We start from the raw sequence: 16,257 nt of genomic DNA, 5'->3' as shown, positions 1-16,257 counted from the left end.
CCTAGACGCCTGCCGAGGAGCGGCGACGGCGCGAGATCGCATCCACGCTCGCGGCCAGCAGCAGCACGCCACCGGTCACGATGAAGTTGATGTAGCTCGCCTGGTTGAGCAGGCCCAGGCCGTTGGGGATCGTCGCGATGACGAGACCGCCGATCAGCGCGTCCATCGCCCGGCCCCGGCCACCGAACAGGCTGGTGCCACCGATGACCGCCGCACCCACGGCGTAGAGCAGGTCGTTGCCGCCGCCGGCTCCCGGGGACACCTTGCCGGTGTAGGACGCCGACAGCAGGCCGGCCACGGCTGCCATGGAGGAGCAGATGACGAACGCCGAGATGCGCACCCGGGTCACGTTGATGCCGGCGCGGCGCGCCGCCTCGGCGTTGCCGCCGACGGCGTAGAGGTGTCGCCCGAAGCGGGTCCTGGTGAGGATGAACGTCCAGAACAGCAGCAGCGCGATGACGACGGGGAGCACCCACGGGATGCCGCTGATGGTGAACAGGTTGGGGTTGGGTGCACGGTTCGCGCTGAGCAGTGCGGTGATGCCGAGCACGATCACGGCCAGCACGCCGATGCGCAGGACCACGAGGGCGATGGGCGGGTGGACCAGGCCCTTGGCCGACAGCGAGCGGTAGCGGTAGAGCGACAGCGCGGCGAAGCCGAGCACGATGACCAGGGCTGCGATCCAGCCGGCCGTGACCGGCACGTTCTTGATCGACAGCCCCCGCAGCACCGGGTCGTTGAACCGCAGCGAACCACCGGCACCGATCAGCTTGAGGGGCACGGCCTGCAGGCCGAGGAAGAAGGCCAGGGTGACGACGAACGACGGGATGCCGAGCATCGAGACGAGCGACCCGATGGCCAGGCCGATGACCGCGCCGACGGCGATGCCCAGGAGGGTGGCCAGCCACCACGTCCAGTCGTGGTCGATCAGCATCAGCGTGGTCACCGTCGCCGATGCGCCGCCGGCGACGCCCGCGGACAGGTCGATCTCGCCGAGCAGCAGCACGAAGACGATGCCCATCGCCAGGACGATGATCGAGCCGGCCTGGATGACCAGGTTGGCCATGTTGTAGGTCGTGAGGAACCGGTCGTGCAGCGAGCTGAAGACGATGAACAACACGACGAGGCCGAAGATCGCCGGCAGCGCGCCCATGTCGCCGCCGCGCAGCCGGTTGAGGTAGTCGCGGAACGCGTCACCGAGGCCGCCGGCCTGGCGGTTGTCGTTGTCGAACCCGCCGGCCGCCGGGGCGGACGCGGTGTCGGTGGAAGCAGTCATGGTGGTCTCCGGTCCTTCTCAGACGGTCGCGGTCGCGGGGTTCTCGGAGATGCCGAGGTCCCCGGAGCGTCCGGCGGTGATGAGCTCGACGACCTGGCTGTGCGTGACGTCCTTCGCCGGGACGTCCGCGGCCACGCGGCCGAGGTAGAGGGCGGTGATCCGGTCGGCGACCTCGAAGACGTCACCCATGTTGTGCGAGATCAGCACGACGCCGAGGCCGTGGTCGGCGAGGCGGCGCACCAGGTCGAGCACCTGGCGGGTCTGGGCCACACCGAGGGCGGCGGTCGGCTCGTCGAGCAGGACGACCTTGGAGTTCCACAGCACCGCCTTGGCGATGGCGACGGTCTGGCGCTGGCCGCCGGACAGGCTGGCGACGCTCTGGCGCACCGACTTGACCGTCCGCACCGACAGCGACGACAGCGTCTCGCGGGCGCGGGTCTCCATGGTGACCTCGTCGAGCCCGAACCGGGACGTCTCCTCGCGACCGAGGAACATGTTCTGGACGATGTCCAGGTTGTCGCAGAGCGCGAGGTCCTGGTAGACGATCTCGACGCCGAGGGCGGCCACGTCGCGCGGACCGTGGACGTCGACCTGCTGCCCGTCGAAGAGGTACTCGCCGCTGTCGCGGCCGTAGATGCCGGCGATGATCTTGACGAGGGTCGACTTGCCGGCGCCGTTGTCACCGACGAGCGCGGTGACCTGACCCGGGTAGACGGCGAAGTCGACGTCGTGGAGGACGTGCACCACGCCGAAGCTCTTGTTGACTCCGCGCAGCTCGAGCAGCGGTTGGGTCATGAGGATCACTTCCGATCGCGAACGAATTTGTTGTGCGGGTGGACGAGGAACGACGCCCGGCCGGGTCTGCCCGACCGGGCGTCGTCGCTCTGGGTGCGTCAGCGGATCAGGAGATACCGGCCTCGGCGCAGAGGTCGGCGAACTTGTCGGTGCACACGTCCTCGAGCTTCTGGCCGCCGTCGTCGATCACGTCGCCCACGTTGTCCTTGGTGATCGCCTGCGGGGTGAGCAGGATCGAGGGGACCTCGCTGTCGTCGGAGGAGTCGACCGTGGTGCCGGTGGTGTCGGCCTCGTCGCCGTTGGCGAGCGCGATGGCGACCTCGGCCAGCGCGCCGGCCTCCTGCGTGGCGGACTTGTAGACCGTCATGCACTGGGTGCCGGCGAGGACGTTCTGCAGGCCCTCGACCGTGGCGTCCTGGCCGGTGACCGGGACCTTGCCGGCCTGGCCGGCGCCCTCGAGGATGCTGATCGCCGCACCGCCGAGACCGTCGTTGGCCGCCAGCACGCCGTCGACCTTGCCGTCGGCAGCGGTGTAGAGCTGCTGGAAGATCGTGGCCGCCTGCTCGTTGTCCCAGTCCGGGACCGCCTGCTCGCCGACGACCGTGTAGTTGCTCATCTCGTCGAGCACGCTGTGCGCGCCCTCGGCGAACAGCGTCGCGTTGTTGTCGGTGGGCGAGCCGTTGAGGTAGACGATGTTGGCGTCCTTGTCACCGAGGCAGTCCGCGAGGCCCTGGCCCTGCAGCTCGCCGACCTTGGTGTTGTCGAACGACACGTAGTACTCCGCCGAGCCACCGAGGGTCAGGCGGTCGTAGTCGATCGTGGCGACGCCCTGCTCCTGGGCCTTCTCCTGGATGGCCGCGCCCGACTCGGAGTCGAGGTTGACGATGGCGAGGACGGTGACGCCGTTGCCGATCATCGAGTCGGCGATCTGGGTCATCTTGTTCGCGTCGCCCTCGGCGTTCTGGATGTCGTAGTCGACGCCCGCCTCCTCGAACGCCGCCTCGAGGGCCGGTCGGTCCGCGCTCTCCCAGCGCACCGAGGACTCGGTGTCGGGGAGGATGACGCCGATCTTGCCGGTCGCCTCCGAACCGCTGCCGCTGTCGCCGCTGCCGCCGTCGTCGCCGGAGTCGCTGCCGCACGCCGACAGGGACATGGCCGCACCCACGAGGGTGACGAGGACCAGACTGTGCTTCCGCTTCACACGAACCGCCTCCTAGCGATTTCGAATCGCACGTCGGCTGGTCCTGGGCGCCAAGCCGTCGTACATATGTTGTTCGGAACAACATATGGAGTGACCGTGGTCACGTCCAGAGCCGCGCGCGACCGTTGCCGGTTCGTTACCTCGCGTGACCCTCGCCACGCGTGCGGGCCCCTGGGACCGGACTGGACCAGTGGGCCCGCGGTGGCTGTCAGCGGGCGACGACGGTGCCGCTCCAGACGTGGCCCCCGTCGCCGGCGTCGCCGAGGAGGAGCAGCTCGTCGCCCTCGGCCGCCACGAGCGTGTGGTCGCCCGCGGTGGGGGGCTCGAGCGGCACCTCGACGCGGGTCCAGGCGCGGCCGTCCTCGCTGCGCCACAGCTCGTAGTGGTCCCCGGTGCTCAGGGTGGCGAGCAGGCCGAGCGGGGTGCGGGCGAGGGAGGCGACGTAGGGCGTGCCGCGCCAGTCGTCGGAGATCGCGCCGAACGCGACGGCGTCCGACCACGTGCCGTCCTCGCGCAGCCAGGCCGCGAAGGTGTCGCCGCTGCGGCCGACCGCGACGACCGTCCGGTCGTCGAGCGCCACGACGCGGTGGAGGTCCTCGAACCCCTCCCGGGCGGGTACGTCCTCGGCCGTCCACGCCAGCCCGTCCGGCGACGTCCAGGCGAGCGGGTCCTGGTCGAGGCGGTGGCCGATGCGGGAGCCGGCGCCGACGAGCACCCACTCCGATCCCGTCCAGCCGGCGGCCTGGGCGAGCGACTCGAGGTCGCCGTCGTCGGTGAGACCCGGCTCTCCCTCCACGCGGGTGAAGCCGCGCGGGTCGTCGGTGACCCAGACCCCGGGGCCCGACGTGCGGTTGCCGGCGATCATCCAGCCGGCGTCGCCGCCCGACACGGGCCCGACGTTCGTGGCGCTGACGCCGCCGTACTGCACGAAGGTGGTGCGGACGTCCACCAACCCCTCGCCCGCGGGGCGGAAGGTGGTGACCCGCGGGTTGCCGTGGGCGCCGCCGGCGCGCGCTCCCACCGCGACGACGCGCCCGCGCGAGCAGGCGACCGAGCCGAGGATGGCGCGCCGCCCCCAGTAGGTCGTCATGGTGACGGGCACCGCACGCCACGTCTCGCGGTCGGCGGAGAACCAGGCCGCGGGGCGGGTGTCGCGGGTCTCGGTCGGGTGGTCGAGGAAGACCGCGCCGACCACCCACCAGCCGCCGCCGCACGCGACGGCGTCGCGGACGACCGTCCGGCCCGCCGGCCCCGGCGGCGCCGGGAGCGGGTGCTCCGCCCACTGCACGGACGCGAGCACCGGCTCGGGGTCGGGCGCCGGCGACGCGGAGCAGCCGCCCAGGGCCACGAGGCCCAGGGCGGCTGCGACCGCTGCCGGTCCCGGGAGCCTGCTCACCGGGCCGAGTGTGCCAAGGCTCAGCGCTGGGCGGGAGCCCCTGCGCCGACGGTCGACTCGGCGGCCGCGACCTCGCCGGAGGCGCCGTCGGAGACCAGCGCGCCGCTGGTGCCCTGCAGGTGCGCCCGGACGAACCACTGGAACTGCTCGAGGTCGGCGGTCTGGCCGATGAGGATGTCCTCGGTGACCGGGTCGTCGCCCACGGCGGCGATCGCCTTGCGGTGGTCCTCGATGACGCCGGTGTAGACGAGGTCGAGGGCCGCGAGGTGCGCCGCGGTGTCGGCGCGGTCGAGGGAGTAGTCGTCCCACGTCCTCGCCGAGACGAGCGCGCCGGGCAGGCCGTTGGGCGGCACGCCGAGGGTCGACATCCGCTCGGCGAGGACGTCGACCATGTCGCGCACGCCGTCGATCTGCGGGTCGAGCATCTCGTGGACGCCGATGAAGTGCGGGCCCACGACGTTCCAGTGGGCGTGCTTGAGGGTGAGCTGCAGGTCGTTGAGCGCGTGCACGCGCATCTGCAGCGCGTCGGCGACGGCATGGCCCGTCGAGGTGGCGAGGCCGGGGACGGTCAGCGGCGCGTCCGAGCCGCTGGTGACGGTGGTGTCGGTGCTGGTGGTGTCCATGCCGTCCAAGGTAGGACGAACCTTGGACAAACTCACGGGCAGCGGCGATCTTCCACCCGTGCGGGTGGGCGCTAGCGTCGTGGCATGCCCTCGATTGCCCGCACCTTCACCACGTCCGCCGCGCCCGAGGCGGCCTACGCCTACCTCGCCGACTTCCGCAACGCCGAGGAGTGGGACCCGGGCACCCGGTCGTGCGAGCGGGTCGCCGGCGACGGGGGCGAGGGGACGACCTACCGCAACGTGTCGTCGTTCCTCGGGCGCGAGGTGGAGCTCACCTACACCGCGGTCGCACTGGAGCCCGGCCGCCTGGTCCACCTCGAGGGCGGCCGCGACGGCTTCGCGGGCCACGACCGCTTCGAGCTGGAGCCCTCGGGGTCGGGGACGCAGGTGCGCTACTCGGCCGACTTCTCCTTCTCCGGGATCGCCGCGCTCGGCTCTCCGGTCGTCGGGCTCTGGCTGCCGGTGCTGGCCGCGAAGACCCTGCCGCAGCTGCGCGCGAGCCTCGACCGCCTCGCCGGCTGACCCCGCCCTCGGCCCCTCACCTCCCGACGGGTGGTGCAGGACGACCACCCCGGTGGCACGGTGGAGGCATGGCTGAGAAGCGGAGGGACCCCGGACCGTCGGTCAAGGACCCGGAGGTCTACGAGGCCCTCCGCGACGAGGGCGCCAGCAAGGAGAAGGCCGCCCGGATCGCCAACGCCGCCGCCGCCGAGGGCCGCACGTCCGTGGGCGAGCGCGGCGGCGAGGCGCGCGACTACGAGGCCCGCACGGTCGAGGAGCTGCGCCACCGCGCCGCCGAGCTCGACATCGCCGGACGCTCCTCGATGACCAAGGACGAGCTGGTCGAGGCACTGCGCCACCACTGACCGACCCGGGCGCCCCTCACCCGAGGGCCGCGGGAGCACCACTCGACACGAGGAGCACACGATGGGCCTGGACGACAAGATCGGCAACAAGGGCGAGGAGCTCAAGGGCAAGGCCAAGGAGGCCACCGGCCGCGCCACCGGCGACGAGCAGATGGAGGCCGAGGGCAAGGGCGAGAAGACGGGCGCCAACCTCAAGCAGGCCGGCGAGAAGATCAAGGACGTCTTCAAGAGCTGACACGGGGGCCACGACCGTACGCGGTCGGGGGTGGGCCGGCACCGCACGTCACGCACGTGCGGGCCGGCCCTTCCCGTGTCCGGACCCCTCCTCGGACCCTCGGGTCAGCCCTCGGGATCGAGGAGGGCGAGCGCGCGCAACCACATGCGGTCCCCGTCCACCGGGGACGGCGACGGCTGCGGCGCGTGCTCGTCGAGCAGCTCCACGACGTGCGGCGGCGCCACGGCGCCCGACGCCTCGGCGACCGCGACCAGGACCCGCGCGGCCGCGAGCACCACCGGGCGGTGGGTGCTCACGACGGACTCGAAGGTGCGGGTGTCGCCCGGTCGCGACGGCACCTCCCAGGCGGACAGGACCGCTCCCCGCGAGGGCGAGAGCGTCACGACCGTCCACTCCCGGCGCATCGGGGAGTCGTCCGGGAGCTGGCAGCGCGCGGGGGTCGCGGTCGCGTCGGGGGGCAGGTCGCCCGCGCCGGCGAAGTCGGCGACGACCGCCGACCAGAGCGCGGTCCGGGCCAGCTCGTCCCAGCGGTGCTGCGACCACGCGTAGTTGTGGCCCCGCTGGAACGCGCCGAGCACGACGGCCCGCTCGGCACGCGCGAGGGCCTCGTCCTCGATGGCGTGCGAGGCGGCCACCAGGGCGCGGCGACCGAAGCGCTGCGGGCGCAGGTCCGGGAACTGCTCGACCAGCGCGGCGTGGACCGAGTCGGCGACGACCTGCTCGCTGCGGCGCGACACCGCGTCGATGGCGGCCTGCAGCGTGGCGCCGGACGACCGGACCTCGAGCACCTGTCGCACCTGGTCGACGTCGGCGTCGGTGAACCGGCGGTGCCCGGACGGCGCGCGCTCGCCCGCGGGGAACCCGAAGCGGCTCTCCCACGTGCGCAGCACCGTCGGCGTGAGCCCGGTGCGTGCGGCGAGCACGCCGATGCTGAACCCCTCGTTCGGACCGGCCATCGTCGTCTCCCTCGTGAAGGTCGTGCCTAGAAAGGTCTTGTCAACGTTGCGGAAGTAATCTATACATGATTGCAGAGGTTCCCGTCGAGGGAACCTCACCCCAGACCGAGGAGGTCCTCATGGGCAGCATGATCTTCATCAGCACCATGGCCATCATCGTCGCGATCGTGGGGTGCGCGGTCATCTGGCGGATGGACGCGCTCCGCGCAGACGAGATCGAGCGCCCCGCGGCGGCCCCCGTGCCGCGGGCCCTCGACCGGGGCGCTTCGCCGGCGCCCGCTCCGCGTCCGCTGCCGCGGCGCTGAGCACGACCCCCGCCGCGCTCCTTCCGCGCGGCGGGGGTCGACCCGGTCACCGGGTGGTCGACCCGGAGCGCGCCCGCCCCGCCCGAGGTGTCGGTCCCCGCCCATAGGGTGAGCGCCGTGACCCTCCACCTGCACACCGCCGAGCGGACCGACGCGCTCGCGGGTGCCCTCGGCGACCTGCTCGCCGTCCCGCTGGCGGACCCCTTCGCCCGCGAGGTGGTCGTGGTCCCCGCCCGAGGCGTCGAGCGGTGGCTCACCCAGCGGCTCTCGCACCGGCTCGGCACCGGTCCCCGCGGCTCGGACGGCGTGTGCGCGGGCGTCGACTTCGTCTCGCCCCACTCGCTCGTGTCGATGCTCCTCGACCGTGACGCCGAGGACCCCTGGAGCCCCGACCGGCTGGCGTGGCCGCTGCTCGCGGTGATCGACGACGCGCTCGGCTCCCCGGGCTTCGCCGACCTGACCCGCCACCTCGGTGGCGGCGACCCGGCCGACGAGCGCAGCGCGCGCCGTTACTCCGTCGCCCGACGGCTGGCCGCCCTCTTCGCCTCCTACGCGGTGCAGCGCCCGGCCCTGCTGGCCGACTGGCGCGAGGGCCGCGACTCCGACGGGGCCGGCGGTCGGCTCGACGACGACCTGCGGTGGCACGCGGAGCTCTGGCGACGGCTGCTCGACGCCGTCGGCGACCAGCCCCCCGACGTCCGTCACGCCGCGACGCTCGACCGGCTCCGCGCCGGCGGGGGCGACCCGGCCGGCCTCGACCTGCCGCCGCGGCTCTCCCTCTTCGGCCACACCCGGCTCCCCGAGACCGAGGTGTCGCTGCTCGCCGCGCTCGGCGAGGTCCGCGACGTCCACCTCTGGCTCCCCCAGGCCTCCACCGCGCTCTGGCAGGCCCTCGCGCCGTTCGCCGCCGAGGGGCCGGTGCCGCGCGCGGGCGACCGCTCGGCCGACGCGGTCGGCCACCCGCTCCTCGGCTCGCTCGGGCGCGACGCGCGCGAGCTGCGACGCACGCTGGGCGACCTGCCCACCGAGCCGGCCGGACCACCGCCCGTCGCGCCGGACACCCTGCTCGGCTGGCTGCAGGCCGACCTCCGCGCCAACCACGCCCCCGACCCGGACGAGCGGGCCGCGCGCGGCGGCGTCGACGACTCGGTCCAGGTGCACGCCTGCCACGGCTCCGCGCGCCAGGTCGACGTGCTCCGCGAGGTGCTGGTGGGCCTGCTCGAGGACGACCCGACGCTCGAGCCGCGCGACATCCTCGTGATGGTCCCCGACATCGAGACCTTCGCCCCGCTGATCTCGGCGGCCTTCGGCATGGCCGACGTGGCGGGCGAGGGCGCGGGCCACCCGGGCCACCAGCTGCGGGTCCGCCTCGCCGACCGCTCGCTCGCCGCCACCAACCCCCTGCTCGCGCTGGCCGCCCAGCTCGTCGAGCTCGTGCGGGGCCGGATGACCGCGAGCCAGGTGCTCGACGTCGCGGGCGCCGACCCGGTGCGGAGCCGGTTCGGCTTCGGCGACGACGAGCTCGAGCGGATCTCCCACTGGGTGCAGGAGAGCGGCATCCGGTGGGGCTACGACGGGCACCACCGCGGGGCCTTCGGCCTCGAGGGGCTCGAGGCCAACACCTGGGTGGCCGGCCTGCGTCGGGTGCTGCTCGGCGCTGCCATGTCGGGCCTCGACCACCGACAGGTCTCCGGCACCGTGCCGGTCGACGACGTGAGCGACGGCGACCTCGACCTGGTCGGCCGCTTCGCCGAGATGGTCGAGCGGCTGCACGCCTTCGTCGACGCGGCCGAGCGCGCGCAGACCGTGACCGACTGGACGAGCGCCGTCTCCGAGGCGGTGCACCGGCTCACCTCGACGCCGCCGACCGAGGTCTGGCAGGTCGCCCAGTTCGACCGCGAGGTCGCGCGGATCGCGGCCGGCGCCGCCGACACCGGCACGACCCTGCGCCAGGCCGACGTGCGCGCGCTCCTGCGCCAGCGCCTGCGCGGGCGTCCGACCCGCTCCAACTTCCGCACCGGCACCCTCACCGTCTGCACGATGGTGCCGATGCGCTCGGTGCCGCACCGCGTCGTGTGCCTGGTGGGGCTCGACGACGGCGTGTTCCCGCGGGTGTCGACGGTCGACGGCGACGACGTCCTCGCGCGCCGCCCGCGCACCGGCGAGCGCGACCTCCGCGCCGAGGACCGCCAGCTCTTCCTCGACGCGATCGTCTCGGCCACCGACAAGCTGGTCATCACCTACACCGGTCGCGGCGAGCACAACGGCGCCGAGCGTCCGCCCGCCGTGCCGCTCGGCGAGCTGCTCGACGCGCTCGACCGCACGGCGGCGGCGCCGGTGCGCGACCACGTCCTCACCCAGCACCCGCTCCAGCCGTTCGACGAGGGCAACTTCGTGGCCGGCCGGCTGCGCCCCGGCGGCCCGTTCACGTTCGACCGGTTCGCGCTCGCCGGGGCCACCGCGGCCCGCCACGACCGCGCCCCGGTGCGGGTGCTCGTGCCCGACCCGCTCCCGGCGCCCGCGTCGGCCGACGGTGACGTGTCGCTGGCCGACCTGCACGACTTCCTCGCCCACCCGGTACGCGGCTTCTTCCGGCGGCTGCGGATCGCCCGGCCCTACGACGCCGACGAGGTCAAGGACGCCATCCCGATCACCCTCGACGCGCTGGAGAAGTGGGCGGTCGGGGACCGCATCGTCTCCCACGTGATGGCCGGCGCCGACCCGCAGGCCGCCATGGTCGCCGAGCAGCTCGCCGGCACCCTCCCGCCGGGCGGCCTCGGCGTCGGCGTGCTCACCGACGTGGTCACCCACGCCCGCCCGCTGGTCGAGGCCGCCCAGCGGCTGCGCCGCGGCGCGCACCGCACGCTCGACGTCGACATCGACCTGGGCGGCGGGCGGCGCCTGTCCGGGACGGTGAGCGACGTGTGGGGCAACAACGCCGTCTCGGTGTCGTTCTCCAACCTCGGCGCCAAGCACCGCCTCGCCGCCTGGCTCGACGCCCTCGCGCTCGGTGCCGGGCTGCCCGACGAGAACTGGACGGTCCACACCATCGGCAAGCACCGCTCGGGCGGACAGGTCCAGCAGGTCGCGCCGCTCGCCCAGCACGAGGCCGAGCAGTGGCTGCGCGACCTCGTCGCCCTCTACGACCTCGGGCAGCGCGAGCCGCTCCCAATGCCGGTGAAGACGTCCCTCGCGTGGGCCGAGGAGCTGCGCCGGGTGCGCGCCGGCAGCGACGGCGACCCCGACGTGAAGGCCCGTGCCGAGTGGGAGACGCCCCGCTTCAACGACGCGGGGTTCCCCAAGGAGGACGCCGACCCGTGGCACGTCCGCGCGTTCGGCGAGCACGCCGACCTCGGGCTCCTGGCCGCACCACCGCGGCCCGGCGAGGACGGCCCGCACCGCCTCGGTCACTTCGCGTGGCGGCTGTGGGGGCCGCTGATCGACGGCGGCCACGCCCAGGTCAGGGGGCTGTGATGGACGTCTTCGACATCGCGTCCGACCTCGCGCCCGGCACCACCCTGCTCGAGGCGAGCGCCGGCACCGGCAAGACCTGGACCATCGCGGCGCTCGTGACCAAGCACGTCGCGCTCGGTTCCCCGCTCGACGAGATGCTGGTCGTCACCTTCACCCGCGCGGCGAGCCAGGAGCTGCGCGAGCGCGTGCGCCGCCAGCTCGACGAGGCGGTCCAGGTGCTCGGCGGCCGGCTCGAGCGCGACCCCGCCAACCGCCTGCACGACTGGCTCCTCGACGCCGACGCCGCCGACCTCGCCGTGCGCCTCGAGCGCCTCACCACGGCGCTGGTGTCCTTCGACGCGGCGACCATCGCGACCATCCACCAGTTCTGCCAGCTGGTGCTGCGCAGCCTCGGCGTCGCGGGCGACACCGACGAGTCCGCCACCCTCGTCGAGGACCTCGAGCAGCTCACCGCCGAGGCCGTCGACGACCTCTACCTCGCGACCTTCGGCCAGGAGCAGTCCCCGCCGTGGTCGCGCGCGTCGGCGCTCGAGCTCGCCCGCTCGGTCGTCGGCGACCCGCGCGCCGTCGTCGCGCCCGCCGAGGTGCTCACCGAGGCGCCCGACTCGACCGCGGCGATGCGGGTGCGGTTCGCGAGCCAGGTGCTCGAGGAGGTCGAGCGCCGCAAGCGCCGCCTCGGGATCCTCAGCTACGACGACCTGCTCGGCCAGCTCGCCGACGCCCTCGAGGACACCACCGCGGCCGCCCGCCGCCGCATGCAGCACCGCTGGAAGTTCGTGCTGATCGACGAGTTCCAGGACACCGACCCGGTCCAGTGGCAGGTCTTCCGGCGGGCCTTCTCCGCGACCACCACGATGGTGCTGATCGGCGACCCGAAGCAGGCCATCTACGCCTTCCGCGGCGGCGACGTCGTCACCTACCTCCAGGCCGCCGAGACCGCGTCGACCACCCAGACCCTCGGGGTCAACTGGCGCTCCGACCGACCCCTCCTGCAGGCGGTGCACGCGGTGCTCGGCGGAGCCCAGCTCGGCGACGAGCGCATCGTCGTCCACCCCGTCGACGCCCACCTCGACGAGTCCCGGCTGGTCGGGGCGGGCGCCCCGTTCCGGCTGCGGGTGGTGCGCCGCGCCGAGCTCGGCAAGGGACCGCGGTCCAGGCCGCCGGTGGCCCTGTGGCGCGACCACGTCATCACCGACACCGCCCACGACATCAAGCGGCTGATCGAGTCGGCCCCGACCTTCGACGGGCGCCCCCTGCAGCCCGGCGACATCGCCGTGCTCGCCGCCCGCCGCAACGAGCTCGAGGCGGTGCAGCACGCGCTCGCCGCGGTCGGGGTCCCGTCGGTCGTCAACGCCGGTGGGTCGGTCTTCCACACCCCCGCGGCCGCGGAGTGGCTCACCCTGCTCGAGGCGCTCGAGCAGCCGCACCGGGCCGACCGGGTCCGCGCCGCGGCCCTCACCTCGTTCTTCGGCCACACCGCGGGCTCCCTCGACGCCGGCGGCGACGAGCTGACCGACGAGCTCGCCGGCCGCGTCCGGACGCTCGCCGACGTGTTCACCCAGCGCGGCGTGGCCGCCGTCGTCGAGTCGACCGCCGTCGACGGGCTCACCGCGCGGGTGCTGGCCCGGGTCGGCGGCGAGCGCACCCTCACTGACCTGCGCCACGTCGGCGAGTCGCTGCTGCGCGTCGCGACCGAGGAGCGCCTCGGCCTGGTCGGGCTGCTGGCGTGGCTGCGCGAGCAGGTCGCCGACGACAAGCTCGAGGTCGCCTCCGAGCGCACCCGCCGCCTCGACTCCGACGCCGAGGCCGTCCAGCTCGTCACGATCCACGGCAGCAAGGGCCTGCAGTGGCCCGTGGTCTACCTCCCCACCCTGTGGAACCGCTACACCGGCCGCGACCCGGTCGTGCCGCTCTTCCACGACGAGCAGGGGCGACGCTGCCGCGACGTCGGCGGTCCCAGCCCCCACCACCGCGAGTCGCTGCGCCGCCACTGGCGCGAGGACGCCGGCGAGTCGCTGCGCCTGCTCTACGTCGCGATGACGCGCGCCCAGTCCCAGGTCGTGGCCTGGTACGCCGCGGCCGACCGGAACACCCCCGACTCGCCCCTCCACCGGATGCTGTTCGGCCGCCGGCCCGGCATGGCTCCGGTCCCCGACACGCAGGCGCTCGTCGACGAGGACCGGCTGATGACCATCCTGTCCGCCTGGCAGCAGGCGGGCGGCCCGAGCGTCGAGCCCGCCACCCTGGCCCCGCCCGACCCGCGCGAGCTGGAGCGCTCGACCGAGCGGCTCGAGGTCCGGTCGTTCACCCGCTCGGTCGACACCAGCTGGCGCCGCACCTCCTACTCCTCGCTGTCCGCCGCCAGCGCCGCCCACGCCGCTGCCGCCCAGGGCGCCGCCGCGCTGTCCGAGCCCGAGGTGGTGCCCGACGAGGACGGCGCCGTCGCGACCGACGGCCTGCTCCCCGGCCCCGACGAGCTCGCGTCCGCCGCGACCGCGTCGGTGCCCTCGCCGATGGCCGACCTGCCCGTCGGGGCGACCTTCGGCTCGCTGGTGCACGCCGTCCTCGAGCACGCCGACCCGGCGGCCGACGACCTCCGCGCCGAGCTGCTCCGGCTGGTCGAGGAGCAGCTCGTGTGGTGGCCGGTCGACCTCGACCCGGGCGAGCTGGCCGACGCCCTCGTCGCCGTCTGCACCAGTCCGCTCGGGCCGCTCGCCGACGACCGCACGCTGCTCTCGCTCGGGCTCCCCGACCGGCTGCGCGAGCTCGACTTCGAGCTGCCCCTCGCGGGCGGCGACACCGGCGCCGCGGCCGACGACGTACGCCTCGGCGACCTCGCGCCGCTGCTGCGCCGCCACCTGCCCGAGGGCGACGCCGTGCGGGTCTACGCCGATGCGCTGGACGACGACCCGGACCTCGCCGGCCAGTCGCTGCGCGGCTACCTCACCGGCTCGATCGACGTCGTGCTGCGGCTCGACGTCGACGGGGCGCAGCGGTTCCTCACGGTCGACTACAAGACCAACTGGCTCGGCCCGGTCGACCAGCCGCTCACGGCCCACGACTACCGCCCGGAGGTGCTCGACGAGGCGATGGCCCACTCCGACTACCCGCTGCAGGCGCTGCTCTACACCGTCGTCCTGCACCGCTTCCTGCGCTGGCGCCTGCCCGCCTACGACCCCGCGCGCCACCTCGGCGGCGTGCTCTACCTCTACCTCCGCGGGATGTGCGGTCCGGACACCCCCGTCGTCGGCGGGATGCCGTGCGGCGTCTTCTCGTGGCGCCCGCCGGTGGGCCTCGTGGAGGAGCTGTCCGACCTGCTCGACGGCGTACGTCGAGGGGCGGTGGCCCGGTGAACGACACCTTCGAGCCGGTCGACGCCCACGACCGCGACCTCGCCCTCGCGGCCGTCGGGACCCTGGCCGCCTTCAACGCGGCCGGCGTCGTCACCGCTGCCGACGTCCACGTCGCCACCACCCTCGGCCGGCTCGCCGGCGAGCCCGACGAGTCCGTGCTCCTCGCGGTCGCGCTGTCCGTGCGGGCGGTGCGGCACGGATCGGTGTGCCTCGACCTCGCCGCGGTCCCCGGCTCGCTCCCCGACGTCGACGTGCCGTGGCCGGAGCCCGACGGCTGGGCCCGGGCGGTGGCCGCGAGCCCGGTGGTGGCCAGCGGCCTGGTGCACGTCGAGCACGGGCTGGTCTACCTCGACCGCTACCACGAGCAGGAGACCCAGGTGCTGGCCGACCTCGGCGAGCGGGCGGCCGTGACCCACCTCGTCGACACCGGTCTGCTCGACGCCGCCCTCGAGCGCGTCTTCCCCGACCCGGCCTCCGCGGAGCAGCGGGCGGCGTGCCGCCGGGCGGCCACCCAGCCGACGACGGTCATCACCGGCGGCCCCGGCACCGGCAAGACGACGGCCGTGGCCGGCCTCCTCGCCGTCCTGGCCGAGCAGGCCGAGGCGCAGGGCCGGACCCTGCGGATCGCCCTGGCGGCCCCGACCGGCAAGGCCGCGGCCCGCCTCGAGCAGTCGGTGCGCGACTCGGCCGGCCGGTTCGACCCGGTCGACCGGGCCCGGCTCGAGGGCGCGACGGCGATGACGCTCCACCGGCTCCTGCGCCAGCACCCCGGCAACAGCACCCGCTTCCGCCACCACCGCGGCAACCGGCTCCCGCACGACCTCGTCGTCGTCGACGAGGCGTCGATGGTCTCGCTGACGATGATGGCGCGGCTGCTCGAGGCCACGCGCCCCGAGGCCCGGCTCGTCCTCGTGGGCGACCCCGACCAGCTCACCTCCGTCGACGCCGGCGCCGTCCTCACCGACCTGGTCCGCGGCTTCGAGCACCGCGCCGACACCCCGGTGGCGGCGCTGCGCACCGCCCACCGCTACGGCCGGGAGATCGGCCGGCTCGCCGAGGCCCTCCGGCTCGGTGACGGCGACGCCGCGATCGAGGCGCTGCGCACGGGCGGCGAGGCGGTCGAGTGGGTGACCGAGGCGGACCCCGCCGGCACCATCCGGTCGGCCGTCCTCCCCCACGCGCTCGCGGTCCACGACGCCGCGGCCGCGGGTGACCCGGCGCGGGCGCTCGCGGCGCTCGACCGGCACCGCCTGCTGTGCGCCCACCGCGACGGCCCGTTCGGCGTACGCCACTGGAACCGCCGCGTCGAGCAGTGGTTCACCGCCGAGACCGGCGTCCCGGTCCTCGACCCGGCCTACCTCGGCCGCCCGATCCTGGTGCAGTCCAACGACTACGCCCTCGGCGTCTACAACGGCGACACCGGCGTGATCGTGTCCGGCGCCGCGGGCCCGCGGGCCGCGATCGCCACGGGCGTCGGGTTCCAGGAGCTCGCGCCGTCGCGGCTCGGCGACGTGGAGACCATGCACGCGATGACCATCCACAAGTCGCAGGGCAGCCAGGCCGACGAGGTGACCGTGCTGCTCCCCGACGAGGACTCCCGCCTGCTCACCCGCGAGCTGTTCTACACCGCCGTCACCCGCGCGCAGCGCAAGGTCCGCGTCATCGGGTCGGAGTCGGCGGTGCGTGCGGCCATCGAGCGACAGGCGCTGCGCGCGAGCGGGCTGCGTGCCCGGCTGTCGGATACCCGAAACGTGGCAGACACAGATCCGGGCTAGCC

At 74.3% G+C, this 16,257-nt stretch carries 13 protein-coding genes; 7 read left to right on the top strand and 6 right to left on the bottom strand.

The window, feature by feature from the left end; translation table 11 throughout:
* Position 1: 1 nt before the first annotated feature.
* The 5 genes from LN652_RS14355 to LN652_RS14335 form a co-directional block, all read right to left on the bottom strand.
* A complete protein-coding gene (locus LN652_RS14355; RefSeq protein WP_230441297.1) occupies positions 2-1,276 on the bottom strand; it encodes a sugar ABC transporter permease in 1,275 nt (424 codons plus the stop codon).
* A gap of 18 nt (positions 1,277-1,294) precedes the next feature.
* Positions 1,295-2,071, bottom strand: a complete 777-nt coding sequence (locus tag LN652_RS14350) for an ATP-binding cassette domain-containing protein (RefSeq protein WP_230441296.1) — start codon at positions 2,069-2,071, stop codon at positions 1,295-1,297.
* A 106-nt stretch (positions 2,072-2,177) separates the two neighbouring features.
* Positions 2,178-3,272 carry a sugar ABC transporter substrate-binding protein gene (locus tag LN652_RS14345; RefSeq protein ID WP_230441295.1) on the bottom strand — a complete coding sequence of 365 codons (1,095 nt, stop codon included), beginning with the start codon at positions 3,270-3,272 and terminating at the stop codon, positions 2,178-2,180.
* A gap of 208 nt (positions 3,273-3,480) precedes the next feature.
* A complete protein-coding gene (locus tag LN652_RS14340; RefSeq protein ID WP_230441294.1) occupies positions 3,481-4,668 on the bottom strand; it encodes a hypothetical protein in 1,188 nt (395 codons plus the stop codon).
* A gap of 20 nt (positions 4,669-4,688) precedes the next feature.
* Positions 4,689-5,291, bottom strand: coding sequence for a Dps family protein (locus LN652_RS14335; RefSeq protein ID WP_230441293.1), 603 nt, complete (start codon positions 5,289-5,291; stop codon positions 4,689-4,691).
* A gap of 84 nt (positions 5,292-5,375) precedes the next feature.
* On the opposite strand from LN652_RS14335, the gene LN652_RS14330 reads away from it, so the two are divergent.
* From LN652_RS14330 to LN652_RS14320, 3 genes are all read left to right on the top strand, one after another.
* On the top strand, positions 5,376-5,813 hold the full coding sequence (locus tag LN652_RS14330; protein WP_230441292.1) for an SRPBCC family protein: 438 nt from the start codon (positions 5,376-5,378) through the stop codon (positions 5,811-5,813).
* Positions 5,814-5,881: 68 nt separating this feature from the next.
* Complete coding sequence (locus LN652_RS14325) at positions 5,882-6,157, top strand: DUF7218 family protein (protein WP_230441291.1); 276 nt, start codon at positions 5,882-5,884, stop codon at positions 6,155-6,157.
* A gap of 61 nt (positions 6,158-6,218) precedes the next feature.
* The gene (locus LN652_RS14320; RefSeq protein ID WP_230441290.1) at positions 6,219-6,392 is read left to right on the top strand and encodes a CsbD family protein; all 174 of its coding nucleotides are present in this window, start codon (positions 6,219-6,221) and stop codon (positions 6,390-6,392) included.
* Between the two features lie 104 nt (positions 6,393-6,496).
* Here LN652_RS14320 and LN652_RS14315 read toward each other — a convergent pair whose 3' ends face one another.
* Positions 6,497-7,348: a DICT sensory domain-containing protein gene (locus tag LN652_RS14315; protein WP_230441289.1), complete on the bottom strand. Its 852-nt coding sequence runs from the start codon at positions 7,346-7,348 to the stop codon at positions 6,497-6,499.
* A gap of 119 nt (positions 7,349-7,467) precedes the next feature.
* On the opposite strand from LN652_RS14315, the gene LN652_RS14310 reads away from it, so the two are divergent.
* From LN652_RS14310 to recD, 4 genes are all read left to right on the top strand, one after another.
* Positions 7,468-7,653 carry a hypothetical protein gene (locus LN652_RS14310; RefSeq protein ID WP_211734085.1) on the top strand — a complete coding sequence of 62 codons (186 nt, stop codon included), beginning with the start codon at positions 7,468-7,470 and terminating at the stop codon, positions 7,651-7,653.
* A gap of 117 nt (positions 7,654-7,770) precedes the next feature.
* Positions 7,771-11,127, top strand: a complete 3,357-nt coding sequence (gene recC / locus LN652_RS14305; protein WP_230441288.1) for an exodeoxyribonuclease V subunit gamma — start codon at positions 7,771-7,773, stop codon at positions 11,125-11,127.
* Positions 11,127-14,480 (top strand): UvrD-helicase domain-containing protein, encoded by a 3,354-nt coding sequence (locus tag LN652_RS14300; protein ID WP_230441287.1) that lies wholly within the window; start codon positions 11,127-11,129, stop codon positions 14,478-14,480. The genes recC and LN652_RS14300 overlap by 1 nt, the downstream gene beginning before the upstream one ends.
* Positions 14,477-16,255: an exodeoxyribonuclease V subunit alpha gene (recD, locus tag LN652_RS14295; protein WP_230441286.1), complete on the top strand. Its 1,779-nt coding sequence runs from the start codon at positions 14,477-14,479 to the stop codon at positions 16,253-16,255. Before LN652_RS14300 ends, recD begins: the two co-directional genes overlap by 4 nt.
* Positions 16,256-16,257 lie beyond the last annotated feature (2 nt).

It is taken from the genome of Nocardioides okcheonensis (genome assembly GCF_020991065.1).
Taxonomy (GTDB): domain Bacteria; phylum Actinomycetota; class Actinomycetes; order Propionibacteriales; family Nocardioidaceae; genus Nocardioides; species Nocardioides okcheonensis.
The sequence above is the reverse complement of the archived record's forward strand: the minus strand, read 5'-3'. Positions and strand labels throughout refer to the sequence as shown.